This is a genomic window from Nocardiopsis ganjiahuensis DSM 45031 (assembly GCF_000341085.1).
GTDB classification, from domain to species: Bacteria; Actinomycetota; Actinomycetes; order Streptosporangiales; family Streptosporangiaceae; genus Nocardiopsis; species Nocardiopsis ganjiahuensis.
Map to the genome: position 1 here is coordinate 116,238 of NZ_ANBA01000014.1, position 18,017 is coordinate 134,254.

General features: G+C 71.1%; 16 protein-coding genes. 9 read left to right on the forward strand and 7 right to left on the reverse strand.

The features are described 5' to 3' along the window. Positions 1-58: 58 nt before the first annotated feature. A complete protein-coding gene (locus D458_RS0120290; protein WP_017588569.1) occupies positions 59-712 on the reverse strand; it encodes an NADPH-dependent F420 reductase in 654 nt (217 codons plus the stop codon). An 85-nt stretch (positions 713-797) separates the two neighbouring features. After that, positions 798-1,682: a helix-turn-helix domain-containing protein gene (locus tag D458_RS0120295; protein WP_026119515.1), complete on the reverse strand. Its 885-nt coding sequence runs from the start codon at positions 1,680-1,682 to the stop codon at positions 798-800. 139 nt (positions 1,683-1,821) lie between these two features. Between D458_RS0120295 and D458_RS0120300 the strand changes: the two genes are divergently transcribed. Both D458_RS0120300 and D458_RS0120305 read left to right on the forward strand, forming a co-directional pair. Then, the gene (locus D458_RS0120300; RefSeq protein WP_017588571.1) at positions 1,822-2,508 is read left to right on the forward strand and encodes an SDR family NAD(P)-dependent oxidoreductase; all 687 of its coding nucleotides are present in this window, start codon (positions 1,822-1,824) and stop codon (positions 2,506-2,508) included. A 161-nt stretch (positions 2,509-2,669) separates the two neighbouring features. Continuing rightward, positions 2,670-3,044, forward strand: coding sequence for a DUF427 domain-containing protein (locus D458_RS0120305; protein ID WP_017588572.1), 375 nt, complete (start codon positions 2,670-2,672; stop codon positions 3,042-3,044). Here the strand turns inward: D458_RS0120305 and D458_RS0120310 are convergent. From D458_RS0120310 to D458_RS0120330, 5 genes are all read right to left on the reverse strand, one after another. Beyond that, positions 3,028-3,975 carry a DMT family transporter gene (locus tag D458_RS0120310; protein WP_017588573.1) on the reverse strand — a complete coding sequence of 316 codons (948 nt, stop codon included), beginning with the start codon at positions 3,973-3,975 and terminating at the stop codon, positions 3,028-3,030. The two genes, D458_RS0120305 and D458_RS0120310, sit on opposite strands and share 17 nt — an antisense overlap. A gap of 251 nt (positions 3,976-4,226) precedes the next feature. Next, positions 4,227-5,741, reverse strand: a complete 1,515-nt coding sequence (locus D458_RS0120315; RefSeq protein ID WP_017588574.1) for a hypothetical protein — start codon at positions 5,739-5,741, stop codon at positions 4,227-4,229. Further along, the gene (locus tag D458_RS0120320) at positions 5,738-6,592 is read right to left on the reverse strand and encodes an ATP-binding cassette domain-containing protein (protein ID WP_017588575.1); all 855 of its coding nucleotides are present in this window, start codon (positions 6,590-6,592) and stop codon (positions 5,738-5,740) included. Before D458_RS0120320 ends, D458_RS0120315 begins: the two co-directional genes overlap by 4 nt. Positions 6,593-6,713: 121 nt before the next feature. Then, the gene (locus D458_RS0120325; RefSeq protein WP_017588576.1) at positions 6,714-7,514 is read right to left on the reverse strand and encodes a zf-HC2 domain-containing protein; all 801 of its coding nucleotides are present in this window, start codon (positions 7,512-7,514) and stop codon (positions 6,714-6,716) included. After that, complete coding sequence (locus D458_RS0120330) at positions 7,511-8,101, reverse strand: RNA polymerase sigma factor (protein ID WP_017588577.1); 591 nt, start codon at positions 8,099-8,101, stop codon at positions 7,511-7,513. The genes D458_RS0120325 and D458_RS0120330 overlap by 4 nt, the downstream gene beginning before the upstream one ends. A gap of 137 nt (positions 8,102-8,238) precedes the next feature. On the opposite strand from D458_RS0120330, the gene D458_RS0120335 reads away from it, so the two are divergent. From D458_RS0120335 to D458_RS0120365, 7 genes are all read left to right on the forward strand, one after another. Continuing rightward, positions 8,239-9,174, forward strand: a complete 936-nt coding sequence (locus D458_RS0120335) for an LLM class F420-dependent oxidoreductase (protein ID WP_017588578.1) — start codon at positions 8,239-8,241, stop codon at positions 9,172-9,174. 381 nt (positions 9,175-9,555) lie between these two features. Beyond that, positions 9,556-12,282: an aconitate hydratase AcnA gene (gene acnA / locus D458_RS0120340; RefSeq protein ID WP_017588579.1), complete on the forward strand. Its 2,727-nt coding sequence runs from the start codon at positions 9,556-9,558 to the stop codon at positions 12,280-12,282. 316 nt (positions 12,283-12,598) lie between these two features. Further along, the gene (locus D458_RS0120345) at positions 12,599-13,024 is read left to right on the forward strand and encodes an SRPBCC family protein (RefSeq protein ID WP_017588580.1); all 426 of its coding nucleotides are present in this window, start codon (positions 12,599-12,601) and stop codon (positions 13,022-13,024) included. A 255-nt stretch (positions 13,025-13,279) separates the two neighbouring features. Beyond that, positions 13,280-13,840 carry a hypothetical protein gene (locus D458_RS36110; RefSeq protein ID WP_152521181.1) on the forward strand — a complete coding sequence of 187 codons (561 nt, stop codon included), beginning with the start codon at positions 13,280-13,282 and terminating at the stop codon, positions 13,838-13,840. A gap of 59 nt (positions 13,841-13,899) precedes the next feature. Then, a complete protein-coding gene (locus tag D458_RS0120355) occupies positions 13,900-14,565 on the forward strand; it encodes a hypothetical protein (RefSeq protein WP_017588582.1) in 666 nt (221 codons plus the stop codon). 85 nt (positions 14,566-14,650) lie between these two features. Then, positions 14,651-16,693: a hypothetical protein gene (locus tag D458_RS0120360; protein WP_239648012.1), complete on the forward strand. Its 2,043-nt coding sequence runs from the start codon at positions 14,651-14,653 to the stop codon at positions 16,691-16,693. Further along, positions 16,686-17,990, forward strand: coding sequence for a hypothetical protein (locus tag D458_RS0120365; protein WP_017588584.1), 1,305 nt, complete (start codon positions 16,686-16,688; stop codon positions 17,988-17,990). Before D458_RS0120360 ends, D458_RS0120365 begins: the two co-directional genes overlap by 8 nt. Positions 17,991-18,017 lie beyond the last annotated feature (27 nt).

An 18,017-nucleotide genomic window follows, 5' to 3' on the forward strand; every position in this document is an offset into this window, starting at 1 on the left:
GCGTTCCTGTGCGTCGTCCTACAGGTCGGCGCACTGCCCCGTGGTGGGCCCCGTGACGTCACGTCGCGGTGACGGGCTCCGCCAGTTCCAGGTTGCGGATCAGCTGCTTGCGGTCCTGCCGTGCGTGCTGGACCCAGGCGGGCTGGCCGGGGGCGGTACGCCAGGATTCGCTCAGCGGACTGTTGTCCACCGTGTCGAACCCGAACCGGTCGTACAGCCGCGTGACGATGTCCACGGCCTCGGGGTGGTCGCTCGACACCGACAGCGCCCGTCGGGCGGGGTCGCCCGCGGGGCGGGCCGTGCGGAGCAGGCTCGGAGCCTGGATGTGGGTGAACGCCTTGGCGACCTTCGACGCCGGGAGCTGTTCCTGGCGCAGCTCGTGGACCGTCTTCTCGCCGGAGTCGACTCGCGGGAAGTGGCCGTCGCGCCAGGTCATGTAGTTGTTCGTGTCCAGCACGACCTTGCCCGCCAGTTCCGCGACGGGCATGTCGTTGACGGGTCTGAGGGGTACGGCGATGACCGCGAAGTCGCCCTCCGCCGCGGCCTCCGTCGCGTACCCGGCGCGTGCTGACGGGCCGAGTTCGTCGATGAGCCCCTCCAGGGTCTCGGGCCCCCGCGAGTTGGCGATGACGACCTTGTACCCGTTCGCCACCGCCGCGCGTGCGATCTGGCTCCCCACCTCGCCCGCGCCGATGATCCCGATCGTTGTCACAGGTGCCTCCACTACCGAGCCTCGATGAGAAATACTGTTCGCCCGCGCGACCGCGCCGTGCGCGGTGACCGGTGCCCGAGGGGGTTCACCCCGGCACAGCGCCGTTCGTCTCGCGCGCCGGAGCGCCCGAGCTCCCGCTCCCTGCCCGGACGGGCATGTCCGCCGAAGCCAGCAGAGCCAGCTTCTCCGCGCTCTCGGACCCGGCGTCCGGGTGGTACACGACGACTTGCAGGCTCTCGGCCCCGCCCACGCTCAGCCGCTCCCTGTTGAGGGTCAGCTCGCCGATCCGCGGGTGGTCGAGTCGGATCGGTGTCCCGCGCTGGCCCCGCACCTCGTGCCGGGCCCAGAGCTTGCGGAACAGCGGGCTCGCCAGTGAGAGCTCTCCGACGAGCTCGGCGAAGCGGGGATCGTCGATGTCGGTGCCCACGGATTGGCGCAGGTTCGCGATGAAGCACTCCGTGACGCTCTTCCACTCCGGGTACAGCGCCTGCTGGCCCGGGTCCAGGAACATGTCCCTCAACTGGTTGCCGCCCACGGCCAGGCGGGGATCGAGCGCCCGGGCGAGCGCGTTCGAGGCCAGGACGTCGAAGTACCGGCCCTCGACGAAGGCGGGCTGGACGAGGGAGTCCAGCAGTTTGAGCACACCGGTCGGGACGGTCTCCTGACGCGTCCGACGCCCGCGCCGCCGGGGGGCCTCGGCGACCAGCGACAGCAGATGGGCGAAGTGGTCGTCGTCCAGGCGCAGCACGCGCGCGATCGACTCCAGCACCTGCACCGACGGGTTGCGGTCGCGGCCCCGCTCCAACCGCAGGTAGTAGTCGGCGCTGATACCGGCGAGCATGGCGACCTCCTCCCGTCGCAATCCGGGCACACGCCGTACACCGGTGTCCGGGACGCCTGCCTGCTCGGGTGTGACCAGAGCGCGCCGGGCACGCAGGAACGTACCGAGGGCGTTCGATGTCTTGCTCATGTCATCAGCCTAGATCTCCGCAAGGCGGATAGAGAGGGCCCTGTCGCACCCCCGGCTCGGCAGGGCTCTGGGCCGGAGGTGCGCCCTCGCCTAGCGTGTTCGAAGACCCGTTCGGGTCGCGTATCTCGGGAGAAGACCCATGACCATCACGCTGATCACCGGGGCCAACAAGGGCATCGGTTTCGAGACCGCGAGGCAGCTTCTGGCGCTGGGCCACATCGTCTACATCGGTGCGCGTGACGCCGCGCGGGGGGAGAAGGCGGCGGCGGAGCTCGGCGCGCGGTTCGTGCGGCTCGACGTGACCGACGACGCGTTGGTGAAGAGCGCGCTGGCGACCATCGGGGCGGCGGAGGGCCGACTCGACGTCCTGGTGAACAACGCGGGTGTCCTGGCGGCCGGAGACATCGACGGCCCTTCGGCCCTGCGCTCTTTCGACACGAACGCGGTGGGAGTCGTGCGGGTCACGGAGGCGGCGCTGCCCCTGTTGCGCAAGTCCGTCAATCCCAACGTCGTCACCGTGTCGAGCAGCGCCGGTTCGTTCTGGGCGGTGACCAACCCCGAACGGCCCGAGTTCCACCTGCCGGCCGCGCTCTACTCCGCTTCCAAGGCGGCGGCCACCATGCTGACGGTTCAGTACGCCAAGTCCCAGCCGGGCATCAAGTTCAACGCGCTGGAGCCGGGAACCACCGCCACGGACATGACCGCGGCCTTCGGGATCGGAAGGCCGCCCGAGGAGAGCGCCAGGGCCGTCGTGCGGTTGGCGACCCTCGACGCGGACGGCCCCACGGGAACCTTCCAGGACGAGAACGGGGAGCTGCCCTGGTAGGCACCTGGAAACCCAGAGAGGTCCGATGGCGGTGGCCGGGCGCGCCACCGGGCCTCTCACCCCTCGGGACCGTTCATGTGAACGCGTTCGAGAGCGGACGAGGGCCCTGGCCGTCCCGTGCGCCGTACAGTGGGGCCCGAACGCGTGAGAGGGGACTTTCCATGGCACAGGACGGCACGGTTCCGGGGCCGGACCACCCCGTCACCGTCGAGCCCGCCTCCGGGCGGGTCGTGGTCCGGGTCGGTGCGCAGGTCGTCGCCCGGACGACGGCGGCGCTGACGCTGCGCGAGGCCTCCTACCCGCCGGTCCGGTACGTCCCGCTCGCCGACGTGGATTCGTCGGTGCTGCGGCCGAGCCCGACCACCACCCACTGCCCCTACAAGGGGACCGCCGCCTACTACACGCTCGAACTCGACGACGGGGTCCGGCTCCCCGACGCCCTGTGGACGTACGGGGAGCCCTACCCGTGGGTCGCGGAGATCGCCGGCCACGTCGCCTTCTACCCGGACCGCGTCCAGGTCACCGTCGAGGACTGATCCGGGGCGCGGGCACCTTCAGGACGGCCAGGCCCAGGGCCAGGACGACCAGGCCGGCCCAGGAGACCGGGGGGAGGCGCTCACCCACCAGGGCCACGCCCAGGACCGCCGCGACGGCGGGTTCGGCGAGGCTGAGGGTGGTCGCGGTGGCTGCCGGGGTGTGCCGCAGGCCGTGGCCGAACAGCCAGTAGGCGAGGAACACCGTGAACAGGGCCAGGTGCAGGGCGACCAGGGCGCCGTTGACGGTGGCCAGCCACGCCGTCCCGGTGGCCAGCACCACGGGCAGGACCAGGACGCCGCCGCCCGCGAACATCGAGCCCATCACCGCGCCCGAGGTGTGTCCGCGCCGGATCAGCTTCTCGGCGATGATCGCGTACAGCGAGTAGGAGAACCCGGCGACCAGGGCCAGGAGCACGCCCAGGGCGTTCACCGGGGTCGGGGTTCCGGTGAGGTCGGGGCCCAGGACCAGCACCGCGCAGCCGACCGCGGCCGCGACGGTCGCCGCCGCCCACCGCGCGGTGGGCCGGGTGCGGTCCGCGCACCAGGCCAGCAGTCCGGAGAAGACCGGTGCGCTGCCCAGGGTGATCACGGTGCCGACCGCCACCCCGGCGTTGGCCACCGCCGGATAGAAGGACAGCGGGTACCCGGCGACCGCGACCGCGCCCAGGAGGAGCAGTCGACGGGTGCGGGCGTCGGAGCCGGTGACCAGGGCCGTGGAGCCGCGCCCGGCCAGGAACAGCAGGATGCCGCCGAGGACGAGCCCGGCCGAGCCGATCGCGGCGGGATGGGCGCTGTCAGGTGCGAAGGAGCCGGCGGTACCGGTGGTGCCCCACAGGACGGCGGCGCCGAGGATCGGCAGCGGGCCGCTCGCCAGTCGGGGCAGGGCGGGGGCCGGCCGCCGCACGGTCGGGGGAGAGGTGTGTTCAGGCACGTTCGTACTTTCCGTCTTGACGCCTGGGAACTGGTCCGTTGACGGGCGCACGACGGACGGGGCCGCTCACCGTGACGGTGGGGCCGCGGGGTCCGGGGAAGGTCGGCGGGTGCGCCCGGTCAGGCGCGCAGCGGCGGAAGGACCTTGTGCCAGTAGTAGTTCACGCCTCCACGGTAGCGCCGCGTGCGAGAGGACGGTGAGCCGGGGCCCGTGATGTCCGGGAGCCGGGCCGTGCGGTGCACGTCAGTGGTTCAGGCGCACGCGGGGGAGGCCCACTCCCACCATCCCTCGAGCTCCTCCTCGGTCCAGATGCTGGCCTCCCAGTCCGGTTCCGGGAAGCCGGAGGTGCCGGGTTCGGGCAGGTCCAACAGGTCCGCGAGTTCCCCGGTGCCGGTCTCCGGGGCGGTCAGGGTGTCCCAGTGCTCGTCCACCACCGCCCCGACCCGGTCCCCGGGCAGGTCGATGAGCGCGTGGGCCAGGGCCAGGTCCTCCGGTCCGGAGTCGAAGCGCAGCAGCATGCTGTCCGCCGTCCGGATCCTCTCCTCCCGGGTGAGCTCCTCGTCGGCGGAGGCCAGCCAGGCCCCCACCAGCAGTCGGGACTGGCCGCTCCCGGAGCACGGGAAGGCGTCCGCGTGGATCAACGGCAGACCGACCACCAGCGAGGCGCCGTCGCCGGCCAATTCCTCGCTCGAGTAGATGTGCTCCGTGTCCCAGTACTCACCCACGACGATCGATCTCTCGGGAGGGTCCGCGCCCAGGTCGTGACGGACGTTGTTGCCCACCTGCCACACCGCCCCCAGGCGGTGGCGCTCCCGCTCGGGCACCCTCTCCAGGGTGGGGGCCAGCGCGGCGTGCCAGTAGTCCACCCACGACTCGTAGCCGGGCAGGGGGCAGTAGGCCACCCCGTCCCGCACACGGCAGGACGCGGTCTCCACTCCGTGCAGCTGCCCGACCGAGAAGTTGGTCTCGTACGTGTAGGTCCTGTTCCCGTGCACGACGGTCGCCATGGTCATCGCCACCAGCAGCAGGCTCACGCCCAGCGGGACCGGCCGCAGGCCCCGGCCGGGAGCCTTCCTGACCATGGCAGCGCTCATGATGGCGGCTGCCAGCAGGACGGCGTACACCAGGTACAGCAGGCCCAGGACCGTCACACCGGGGTTGCCGATGGGGAAGGGCAGCATCGCCGTGGAGACGATCCAGCTCATCCGCGAGATGAGCACGTCCGCCCTGGAGCCCATGGCCGTGAACGAGTACAGCACGTACGCGGGGATGAGCATGCTGAACAGGACCAGGGGAGCGAAGGAACGCACCCAGGCCGCGGCCGCCACCGCCGCCAGGGGGCCGAACCAGCTGGTCAGGAACACGCTGACGAGGGTGTACGGGCTCATCACGCCGACGACGGGCGCCGACGCCCGCAGGAGGTACAGGACGACCAGGAGTCCCGTGCACACCGAGGTCAGGGCCACGGCCGCCAGCGCCAGCGACAGCAGGCGGGTGTGCGCGGACAGGGGCAGGGCCAGATCCGCCGAGTAGCGCACCTCGCGCAGTGCCGGGAAGCTCGTGATCACGAACATGATCGCGGCGATGCCCATGGCGCTGCTCGCGGACTGGTGGTGGAGGTCGTTCGCCGTGGGCATGTTCGGGATGTAGGACGTCGCTCCCAGGAACAGGAGCGTCAGGGGCATGCCGACGAGGAAGACCGGGCTCAACAGCAGGTGGCGCAGGTTGAACCGGGTCAGCCCCCAGAAGATCGGGACGCCGGTCACCGAGTGCTTCCCCGCGCTCCGGTCAGCAGCAGGTAGGCGTCCTCCAACGACGGTTCCACGGGAACGCGCGAGTCCGAGTCCGGGTTCTCGGCACCCTCCGGTACCAGGACCCGGTAGCGGCCGTCGGCCAGCCGCCAGGAGGTCACACCTTCCGGAGGGCGCGAACCCTGCTCCCAGACCCGGCCGCGGGCCCGGGCGATCAGCTCGTCCGGGGTGCCGTCGAAGATCACCCGGCCCTGGTCCAGGCACAGGACCCGGCGGCACAGCGCCGACACGTCCTCGATCTGGTGCGTGGACAGCACCACGGTGCTCCGGACCGCCAGCTCGGAGACGAGGTCCCGGAAACGGATGCGCTGTTCGGGGTCCAGACCGATGGTGGGCTCGTCGAGCAGGAGGAGTTCGGGGTCGCCGAGCAGGGCCGCGGCCAGGCCGAGGCGCTGGCGCATACCCCCGGACAGGCGGCGGACCCTGCTGTGCCTGCGGTCGTACAGGTCGACCCTGCGCATGGCGCGGCGGACCTCGTCGTGGCGTTTGCGCCGCCCTCCCAGTTCCTTCAGCACCGCCACGTAGTCCAGCAGGCCGAACACGGTGAAGTGCGGGTAGAAGGAGGGGAACTGGGGAAGGTAGCCCAGCCGCCGACGGATCTCGGTGCGTTCGGAGGCCCGTTCCGGATCGCGCCCCAGCACCCGGATCCGTCCTCCGGTGGCCTCCAGGTCGGTGGCCAGGCAGCGCATCAGTGTGGTCTTGCCCGCGCCGTTGCGGCCCAGGAGACCGGTCACCCCGGGGCCCAGGTTCAGGTCGATCCCGTCCAGGGCCCGGCGTGTTCCGTAGCTGCGGACCAGGCCCCGCACGCTGACCCGGTCCGTTGTCGTGCCGTCCGCCGTCCCGCCTGCCGGACCGTTGGCCGTACCGGTCGTCACGCCACCCTCACCCGACACCGCTTCCACCTGACATGCCATCCCGCCTGAATCGTCACGCCGTCCTCACCCGGATCAGAATCGCACCGGCCAGCAGTGTGAGCGCCACGGCCCACCCCATCTGGGCCGTGGGGTCGAACAGCAGGAGCGGGTCGAGGCCCTCGGCGATGCCGAGCAGGAACAGGGTGAGCAGCCACGCGGCGCCCACGACACCGCCCGCCAGGCTCAACGGCATCCACTGGCTCAGGGCCAGGCATCCGGCCACCATGGCCAGTGCGGGCAGCAGCCAGAACGCCGCCTCCCACAGGGTGGAGACCGAGGGCATCAGCAGCGCCGCCACGGTGCACAGCGCCAGCGCGGGCAGCAGCACGGCGGCGGTGCGCAGGAACAGCAGGCGGTACCCGGCCAGGGGGGTGACGGAGGTGAGGCTGTGTGCCGGGTCCACGCCCCGTCCGTAGGCGAGGGCCACTCCGATGAGGGGGACGACCGGGACGGTGAAGGCGAACAGCAGCGATCCGCGCGGCAGTTCGTGCGCGACGGTCAGGGCCATGGCGAGCACGAGCACGGTGGCGGTCAGCCAGGCGCGGTACAGCTGCGGAGTGGCCGCCAGCAGCTTGGCGGTGCTCTCGTGCAGGCCGACCGAGGTCAGCAGGCGTTCGATCGGGCCGCGGCGGGGCTGGTCCACGATGTCGCGCAGATCGGCCCAGCTGCGGTCCAGCCAGGCCCGGTCGGTGGGCAGCAGTCCGCGGCAGTGGGCACAGTGTGTCAGGTGTGCCTCCGCGGACATGGCGGTGACGTCGTCGGCGGTGTGGGCCGCGTACTGGTGGAGTTGGTCGTGGGTCAGGTGCCAGCTCATGTGGTCAGTGCCTCCCGTAGCCGCGCCTTCGCGCGCATGACCCGTGTCTTCACGGTTCCTTCGGGTATCTGGAGGATCTCCGCCGCCTCGCGGACGGTGAGGCCGTCGAGCACGGTGGCCTGGATCGCCGAGCGCAGTTCGGGGGAGAGCTCGTGCAGGGCGGCGCCCAGCGGCCCGTGCTCGATGTTGAGGAGCACGGTGTCCTCGGCTGACGCGTCGCCGATGGTCTCGTACGGTTCGGGTTCGCTGTCAGCTATCCACCGGTTGGCGCGTTTGCGCAGCTGGGAGATGAGCTGACGGATCGCGATGGTCCACAGCCAGGCCCCGGCGTCGCTGTCGCCGGGGCGGGGGGTGAAGGAGCCGGCGTTGCGCCACACCGCCAGGAAGGTCTCCTGGAGGGCGGCGTCGAGTTGGTCGTTGTCGGAACAGCGGTAGCGCAGACGGGCGCGCAGCCAGGGGGCGTGCCTCCGGTGCAGGATCTCCAGGGCGTCGGTCTCCCCGGCGGCCACGGCGGTCAGCAGCACGGGGTCGGTGCTGTCGGGTCCGTAGGCGGGGGCGCGGCGTCGTGCGCGGCGGAGAAGCTTCACGTGGACTGCTATCGCGGGTCGGGGGCGGAACGGTTCGGGTCGGGGGGTCCGTGTTCTCGCGGCCCTGACCACGGCTTTTCCACGGTACCCGCGCGGCGGTTTCCGAACGGTCGGTGGCGTGGGAGAAACTGGGGCGTATGCGCCTGAGGATCTTCCTTGAGCCCCAGCAGGGGGCCACCTACGAGGACCAGCTCGCCGTTGCCAGAGCCGCCGAGGATCTTGGTTTCGACGCCCTGTTTCGCTCGGACCACTACCTCTCCATGGGCGACCACGTCAGCGGACTCCCCGGACCCACCGACGCCTGGATCACCCTGGCCGGTCTGGCCAGGGACACCTCCCGGATCCGCCTCGGCACGCTGATGACGGCGGCGACCTTCCGCCATCCCGGCCCGTTGGCCATCTCCGTCGCGCAGGTCGACCGTATGAGCGGCGGCCGGGTCGAGTTCGGCTTCGGAGCGGGCTGGTTCGAGGAGGAGCACGCCGTCTACGGCATCCCCTTCCCCGACTCCGCGAGGGAGCGTTTCGACCGCTACGAGGAACAGCTCGACATCATCACGGGATTGTGGTCCACCCCGGTGGGGGACACCTTCCGGTACGAGGGCAGGCACTACCGGCTGGCGGAGGGGCCTGCGCTCCCCAAACCGCAGCAGGGACCGCACCCGCCGGTGCTGATCGGCGGTACCGGGCTCAAGCGCACACCGCGGCTGGCGGCCAAGTTCGCCGACGAGTACAACGTGCCGTTCTCCTCGTTGGAGGACACCGAGGCGGCCTTCGGACGCACGGCCGACGCCGTTCTGGCGTCGGGCCGCAGCGCGCCGATGGTGTACTCGGCGGCCCAGGTCCTGTGTGCGGGGCGTGACGAGGCCGAGGTGTCCAAGCGGGCCGCCCGGATCGGCCGCGACGTGTCGGAGCTGCGCCAGAACGGTCTGGCGGGAACCCCCGACGAGATCGTGGACCGCATCGGCCGGTTCGGTGCCGCGGGTGCTGAGAGGATGTACGTGCAGCTCCTGGACATGTCCGACCTGGATCACCTGGAGCTGCTCGCCTCCGCGGTGGTGCCGCAGTTGGACTGAACGGGGCCGAGCGCCGGGGGTGCCCGCCAGGGCTGGGGGCCCACCCGATAACTTGATATCGAGATACAAGTTAGATACCTTGACGTCAAGATAAAAGCGGGCCTCCCCCCGACCCGCTCCGGGTTCGGGCGATGTGAGGTCGACCGCTTTTCGGCGCCGCGCCCCGGACCCTTGGGCGTCCGCGGCCAGCGGGCCGCGACCCGTGACGATGTGGCGTCGTTGCAGGTCAAAGCGGCCCTGAAGGATCATGGAGGCGGCGGGGTCACTCATCCGTGACCCTCGTACCCCGGTGATCCGGTTAGGGCGGCCTCAGTAGGTCCCGCGTCCACCCCATGGGGGAGGATGCTGAGGACAAAGTGGCGAGATCAGGAGGCAGACACCGTGTCCGCGAACAGCTTCGGCGCCCGTGACACGTTGCGCGTTGGCGACGAGTCGTATGAGATCTTCCGGTTGGACGCCGTCAAGGGCTACAACCGTCTTCCCTACAGCCTGAAGGTGCTGCTGGAGAACCTCCTCCGCACCGAGGACGGCACGAACGTCACCGCCGAGCACATCACGGCCCTGGGCAACTGGGACGCCAAGGCGCAGCCCAGCCAGGAGATCCAGTTCACCCCCGCGCGGGTGATCATGCAGGACTTCACCGGCGTCCCGTGCGTCGTCGACCTCGCCACCATGCGCGAGGCCGTCCGCGACATGGGCGGTGACCCGGACAAGATCAACCCGCTCGCCCCCGCCGAGCTGGTGATCGACCACTCCGTGGTCGTCGACCTCTTCGGTCGCCCCGACGCCTTCGAGCGCAACGTCGAGATCGAGTACGAGCGCAACTACGAGCGCTACAAGTTCCTGCGCTGGGGCCAGACCGCCTTCGACGAGTTCAAGGTCGTCCCGCCCGGCACCGGCATCGTGCACCAGGCCAACATCGAGCACCTCGCGCGGGTCACGATGGACCGCAAGGGCCAGGCCTACCCCGACACCTGTGTCGGTACGGACTCGCACACCACCATGCAGAACGGCCTGGGCATCCTGGGCTGGGGCGTCGGTGGCATCGAGGCCGAGGCAGCCATGCTCGGCCAGCCGATCTCCATGCTCATCCCGCGCGTGGTCGGCTTCAAGCTCACCGGTCAGCTCCAGCCCGGCACCACCGCGACCGACCTCGTGCTCACCATCACCGAGCAGCTGCGTAAGCACGGTGTGGTCGGCAAGTTCGTCGAGTTCTACGGCGAGGGCGTCTCCTCGGTGCCGCTGGCCAACCGCGCCACCATCGGCAACATGAGCCCGGAGTTCGGTTCCACCGCCGCGATCTTCCCGGTCGACGACGAGACCATCCGGTACATGCGCCTGACCGGCCGCTCCGAGCAGCAGGTCGCCCTGACCGAGGCCTACGCCAAGGCCAACGGCTTCTGGCACGACCCGGCCGTCGAGCCGGAGTTCTCCGAGTACCTGGAGCTCGACCTCGCCGAGGTCGTCCCCTCCCTGGCCGGTCCCAAGCGGCCCCAGGACCGCATCGCGCTGTCCGCGGCCAAGTCGACCTGGCGCCACGACGTCAGCAACTACGTCGACGACGAGGTGGACGAGGCGGGCGACGAGTCCTTCCCGGCCTCCGACGCCCCGGCCCAGGCCGCCAACGGTGCGCGCCCGCACAAGTCGGTCAAGGTCACCATGGCCGACGGCACGGAGACCGAGATCGACCACGGCGCCGTCGTGATCGCCGCGATCACCTCGTGCACCAACACCTCGAACCCCTCGGTCATGCTGGGCGCCGCCCTGCTGGCCAAGAAGGCGGTCGACAAGGGCCTGTCCCGCAAGCCGTGGGTCAAGACCTCCATGGCCCCGGGCTCCAAGGTCGTCACCGACTACTACGAGCGCTCCGGCCTGACCCCCTACCTGGACAAGCTGGGCTTCAACCTGGTCGGCTACGGCTGCACCACCTGCATCGGCAACTCGGGCCCGCTGCCCGAGGAGATCTCGAAGGCGGTCCAGGACAACGACCTCGCGGTCTCCGCGGTCCTGTCCGGCAACCGCAACTTCGAGGGCCGGATCAACCCGGACGTGAAGATGAACTACCTGGCCTCGCCGCCGCTGGTGGTCGCCTACGCGCTGGCCGGGTCGATGGACATCGACATCACCACCGAGCCCCTGGGCATCGGCAGTGACGGTCAGCCGGTCTACCTGGCCGACATCTGGCCGACCGCCGAGGAGATCCAGGAGGTCATGGACTCCGCGATCGCCTCCGACATGTACACCGCCGCCTACGCGGACGTGTTCGCCGGTGACGACCGCTGGCGCGAGCTGCCCACGCCGACCGGCAACACCTTCGAGTGGGAGGCCGAGTCGACCTACGTCCGCAAGCCCCCCTACTTCGACGGCATGGGCCAGACGCCCGCTCCGGTCACCGACATCTCCGGTGCCCGCGTCCTGGCCAAGCTGGGCGACTCGGTCACCACCGACCACATCTCCCCGGCCGGTGCGATCAAGCCGGGCACCCCGGCCGCCGAGTACCTCAAGGCCCACGGTGTGGAGCGCCGCGACTTCAACTCCTACGGTTCCCGTCGCGGCAACCACGAGGTGATGATCCGCGGTACGTTCGCCAACATCCGCCTGCGCAACCAGATCGCGCCGGGCACCGAGGGCGGCTACACCCGCGACTTCACCCAGCCCGACGCGCCGGTGTCGTTCATCTACGACGCCGCGCAGAACTACGCCGAGCAGGGCACCCCGCTGGTCGTCCTGGGCGGCAAGGAGTACGGCTCCGGTTCCTCGCGTGACTGGGCGGCCAAGGGCACCAGCCTGCTGGGCGTGCGCGCGGTCATCACCGAGTCCTACGAGCGCATCCACCGCTCCAACCTGATCGGCATGGGTGTCCTCCCGCTGCAGTTCCCGGAGGGCCACTCCGCCGACTCCCTCGGTCTGACCGGCGAGGAGACCTTCTCCATCACCGGTGTGACCGACCTCAACGAGGGCCGCGTCCCCGGCACGGTGAAGGTCACCACCGACACCGGTGTCGAGTTCGACGCCGTGGTGCGGATCGACACCCCGGGTGAGGCCGACTACTACCGCAACGGCGGCATCCTGCAGTACGTCCTGCGTCAGCTGATCGCCAAGCAGTAGTGACCGAGACCGCAGCCCGCGCCCGACAGGCGTGAGCGCGGTGCATCGAGGGCCGCCACCGTCCGACCGACGGCGGCGGCCCTTCTCGTGTCCGAGGGACCGGTCACATCCGCGGGATCCCGGGGATCGCCTCCCGCACGGAAACCACCCCTTGAATACGCCTTGACCAGGGATTTTCCCAGACATCGTGCGGCTCCCGGAGGACACGGCCACCAGGGGTGCGTCGGCGCGTTCCGCTCCGAGGCGTTTGCACGAAGGAAACTCGGTTAGGGCTCGAAGAGAACGAAGCGCGACACGACGACGAAAGGACTCCACGGTGTCCGAGATTGTCGAGACTGTTGAAGTCGATCTGCCCGTCACCGCCGCCTACGCGCTGTGGACCCGCTTCGAGAGTTTCCCGGAGTTCATGGAGGGTGTCAGCCGCGTCGAGCGCCGCACCGACAGCCTCATGCACTGGTACATCGAGATCGGTGGCCAGGAGCGGGACTTCGAAGCCGAGATCACCGAGCAGATCCCCGGCGAGCGCGTCGCCTGGCGCAGCACGGACGGCGTCTCGCACGCGGGCGTGGTGACCTTCCACCACATCTCCGAGACCCGCAGCCGTGTCACCCTCCAGCTGAGGGCCGCTCCGGAAGGGGTGGTCGAACAGCTCGGAGACAAGCTCGGCCTGGTGAAGGCCCGGGTGAAGGGCGACATGAAGCGTTTCAAGAACTACGCCGAGTCCTCGAAGGCGACTCCCTGAACCCGTCCGTCCCTCCGAGAGCCACACCGCTGACTCCCTCGGTCCGACCGGTGAGGAGACCTTCTCCAACACCGGTGTGACCGAGCTCGACGAGGGCCGCCGCCGTCCGACCGACGGCGGCGGCCCTTCTCGTGTCCTGGCTGCGTGAATTCGGGGTGTGTGAACATCACGGCCGCTCAACCGCCTCGTTGCGCTTCGAGCAAGGCGAGGCGGGGAGCGGGTTCCGGTGCCTTTCGCGGCGCTATGTTCGTGAACGTGCTTCGTTTCCCCCGCGTCCCCCTCCTGGCCCTGGCGGCCCTGGCCTGGGCCTTTCTCGCCGTACCGTGGACGGCACGCGACCCCCTCCTACTGGCGGCGCTGACCGGCACGGTGGTCGGTGCCGTGACCCTCCTGGACCTGTGGGGGTACGCGCTCCGAACCCCCAACACCCCGCCCGAGGCCGACGTGGCCCTTGCCCTGCTCCACGGAAAGCCGGACGAGATCGACGTGGTCGGTTCCCTGGTCATCTCGGGCCGGGTCCTCCGGCGTCTGGGGGCCCGCCCTGGAGACCCCGACAGCCGGGTGTGTTCGACCAACCCCCTGCACGGGCCCGCCGCCGGTCTGGGCAGGAGTTACTGGTCCAGGCACACAGACAGGCTCCTGTGCGCGTGGTGTCTGAACCGGTCACCGAAACACCGCTTCCACTGTTATCGGCTGCACCCGAGGGTGGAGGGAGAGACCCCCGGATTCGCCTCAACGCGCAGAACACGGTGGCGGTCTGGCGACTACGGATCGCGTGGCAGGATCCGCGCCCAGGAGCTGTTGCGCACACCATGATCCCTCTCCCTGTCACTTCCTCCGCCCCGCTTCAACCGCTCGGACCCTGGGCCGCCCCCTTGCCCTGGGTACTGGCTGCGCTGGCCGTGGCCGGACTCCTGTTCCTGGCCTGGCGCCGCTACGCCCTCCCACCGCTGCCCGCCCTGCGCCAGCACGCGGCCTTCGACAACGCCGACCGCGCACGGGTCAACGAGCTGCGGAGCCGGGCGGAGGGCCGCCTCACCGAGGTGGGCCAGCGCCTGGCCGAATCCGGGGAACGGGTGCGCAACACTCCGCGGCTGCGCCGCGCCCTGGATGCCCACGCGGCTGCCCGCCGGGTCCACGACGGGGGAGGTGACGCCCCCGACCTGGTGGAGTCGGTGGGGGTCCTGATCCTGCTGGACCTGGCCGAGGACCACTACGCCAGAGCTGTGGCCCGGCGCCGTGACGAGGCACCCGAAGTGCGCACCCACTGCTACGCCAATCCCCTGCACGGCACCGACACCGAGCACACCGACTGGCGGGAGGTCGGAGGCACGCGTGTCACCGGTGTGCCGCTCTGCGCCGACTGCGCTGAGGCGGTGCGCACACGGAGGCGTCCCAACGTCCTGCCCGACCGGGACCGAGGGCGCACCGTGCCCTACTACAAGGTTCCCGCGGAGCGGAGCGTGTGGGCGGCGACGGGGTTCGGCACCCTCCGGAGCGACCTCGTGGAGCGGGTGCTGCGCGGAGAGCACCGTGGCTGATCCGAGCTGACCAGCTGCGGAGTCGGCGCTGGGAGCTCCGTCCCGGGTTCCGGGTCGACCGAAAGCTCCGGATATGCTCGTGCGCATGCCCCTGACCCCCGACCCCTCCTCTCCAGGGTTCGCTGAACTGCGCCGACGTCTCCTGACGTTGGGCGCCGTGGCTCTCTTCGCCGTGTTCGCGACCCTGTTCGCGGCGGCGCCCGCCGCGTGGGCGGACCCCGGGGCCGGGGCGACCGAGGCCTACGAGAGTTCCCCGACCCCGGCCGAGTACTACGCCGAGGAACTCGCCGAGCGCCCCGAGGGCGCGGCCGTGTTCGTCGACGAGGTCATGGCCGGCCAGTACGACGTGGCCGAGCTGGAAGAGGAGCTGCACGAGCTCTTCTCGACCCTCGACGTCCCGTACCACGTGATCGTCAGCCCCTTCCCCGGCCCCCAGGAGGAGTGGGGAGGCGCCTCCGTCCTGGCCCCGGTGGTCGACCGGCTCGGGCAGGACGGCCTGTACGTGCACCTGCGCCCCGACACGTACACGCAGGAGGCGCAGGTCCGCGGTTACGACCTGCCCGCGGCGGACAGCGTGCGCGCGCTGTACGACGATCCCAGGATCGAGCACCGCACCCCCGTCGACACGGTCGCCGCCGTCCTCGTCGAACGCCTCCAGGGCGCCGCGCCCGTGGTGGAGCCGGACGGCTCGGGCGCGGAGGGATCGGAGGCCGAACCGGGGACACTCGCCGCGTTCTGGGAGGGGTTCCTCGAGGAGACCGATCCCGCGAGCTCCATGGGCGCGGAGAACCTCGGCACCCTGTCCGGGCTGGCCGGGGGGTTCCTGATCGCCTCGGCCGGGTTCTGGATCTGGTGGCGGCTCCACGAGGGCCGCGCGGCCGCCTTCGAGGTCCCGGTCGTGATCGTCACGGGCCTGGCCCTGGCCGGGCTGAGCGTCGCCGGGCCCTACGCCCTCACGGTGAACGCGGCGGAGGAGGACGGCGCCGAGATCGCGCGCGATCCCGCCGAGGCCCGCTTCGAACCGCCCTATGTCACCGGCACCGACCGGGTGGAGCGCCTGATTGCCGAGACAGAGTCCGCCCCCCTGTACGTCGGGCCCCTGGTCCCGATGGACCGGACCGGGCTCGCGGCCACCGCCGAACGGCTGGAGGAGTCGGAGCTCCCGGTCCGCGCCGTGGTCGTGCCCATGGCCGGGAACGACGAGTCCGCGGGTGACCCCGAGGTCCTGGCCTACGCCCTGGCCGAGCTCACCGGGGAGGAGGCCGTCTACCTGGTCGCCACCGTCGGCACCGGGGGGCAGGTCGGGGTCGCCGCCGGGTCCGCCGGACTGGGTATCGACCCCTTCGACCTGAGCCGGACGCTCTGGGATATCTCCGAAGCCACCCCTGCGGAGGCCATCGAGGCGGCGCTGCCCGCGCTCGCGGAGGTGCCCACCGATCCCGGCCGGGCCGACGCCGAACCGCTGTTCACGGACGACTACGCGCACGAACCCGGCTCGCCCTCGGAGCGCTTCTTCGGTGACGGCTTCCTCCCCTGTCTCCTGGCCGTGGGCCCGCTGCTCTCAGGAATCCTCTTCGGAATCGCCCTCGTCGTGGTCTCCGTGGTGCGGGCGGTGCGCAAGGGCACGGGCGGACGCCGGCCCCGGATGAGCACACGCGCCCTGCGCAGGCTCGCCCTGGCCGAGACCCGGTCCATGGTCCGGGAGCTGGAGGAGGTCCAGGACGCGCTGGTCCCCGAGTGGGCGATGCGTGACGCCGACGCCTCCCTGGTGGTGCTCCGCCGCCCCGTGGACGCGCTCGACCTCCTCGGGGTCACGGTCCTGGCCCGCCGGGCCCGGGCGGCCATCGCCGGGAACGCCGTACACGGTACTCGGGCGGTCTGCTCGGCCGACCCCCTGCACGGGCAGGCGCGCAGGACCGGCCGGGTCCACCGCCTCCCGGGCCGCAGGCCGCTGTGCGACTCCTGTTTCGACCTCTCGGACAAAGAGCGGGACAGCCGTGTGCTGGAAGTGCGGATCGACGGGGCCTGGGTCCCGCACCTGGACCTGGACCGGGTCTGGGTCCGCACCAACTACGGATCGACCGGGCGCGCCCTCGTCGACGGAATCCTGGAGAAGAGCGATGCGTAGCCCCCGAACCCCCGTCGCCGCGTCGGCGCTCGTTCTGGCCTGCCTGATTGCGTCCCCCGCCGCGGCCCAGCCGGAGGAGAACGCCTCCCAGGCGATCGCCGACACCCTGGCCGCGTCCCCGGTCCACGTGGACCCCGCCTACGACAGCGCCTTCGGCGACGAGGCCCAGCAGGAGGTCGTCTCCCTCATCGAGGCCTCGGACCTGCCCCTGTACGTGATCGTGGTGCCCCTGATCGAAGGGGACACCTGGGACGGCCAGCCCGACGACCTGGCCACCCTCGTCCACGACCGCATGGGTGGCGGGGAGGGCCACTACCTGGTCTTCGCCAACAGCGGCATGCACGGGAAGGACTTCGGTGCCGCCCACGACAGCCCCGCCCACTACGGTGCCCTCACCTCCTCCTACGCCACGCAGTTCAGGGGAGATCTGGCCACCGTGGTCGAGGTCTCGGTGGAGACGGCTCTGTCCGACGACCCCGAGGGCGCCTTCCTCGCCGCCGAAGCGGCCTACGAGGAACAGCGGGAGGACACGGCGCCGGCCCCGGACCCCTCTCCCTCGGGTACGGACGAGTCGGCGGAGGCCGGTGGCGTCGGACTCCCCGGCTGGCTGTGGCCGTCCGTGGCCGTCCTGGCACTCGTCCTGGCCGCCGGGCTCGCCTGGCGCGCCCGCCGTGCCAGGGTCCCCTCGCTGCCCGCGTTGGCCGTCACCCAGCACGCCGGGTTCGACAACGCCGACCGCGCCGAACTGGACCGGCTGGTCGAACGGGGTGCGACGGACCTGGTCGAACTGGGTGAACGCCTGGGCCGCCTCGGCGCGGCACCCAAGGGCGAGGAGGGCAACCGGCTCCTCCAGCACGCGCTGGACGCCCGGGCCGCCGCGGCCAGTGTCCACGACCGCATGGCGGCCACCGGACCCACCCTGCCCGACGCGGTCGGTGTGCTCGTCCTGCTCGACATGGCCGAGGACGCCATCGTGCGCAGCGGTTCCAGGTCCGGGAAGCCGCGGGTGCACTGCTACGCCAACCCGCTGCACGGCACCGGCACCAAGCTGACGGAGTGGCGTGAGTTCGGCGGCACCCGCAGTGTCCGGGTACCGCTGTGCGCCGAGTGCGCCTCGACGGTCCGGGGCCGTGGCCGTCCACGGGTCCTGCCCGCCCGGTACCGGGGGAGCGAGGTGCCCTACTACGAGGTGCCCGCCGAGGAGAGCGTGTGGGCGGCCACCGGCTACGGTGCCCTGCGCGCGGACCTGGTCGACCGTGTCCTGCGCGGCGAGCACCGGGGCGAGCGCACCCGGTGACCGGTTCGACCGCCTCCCGGAAGGCCA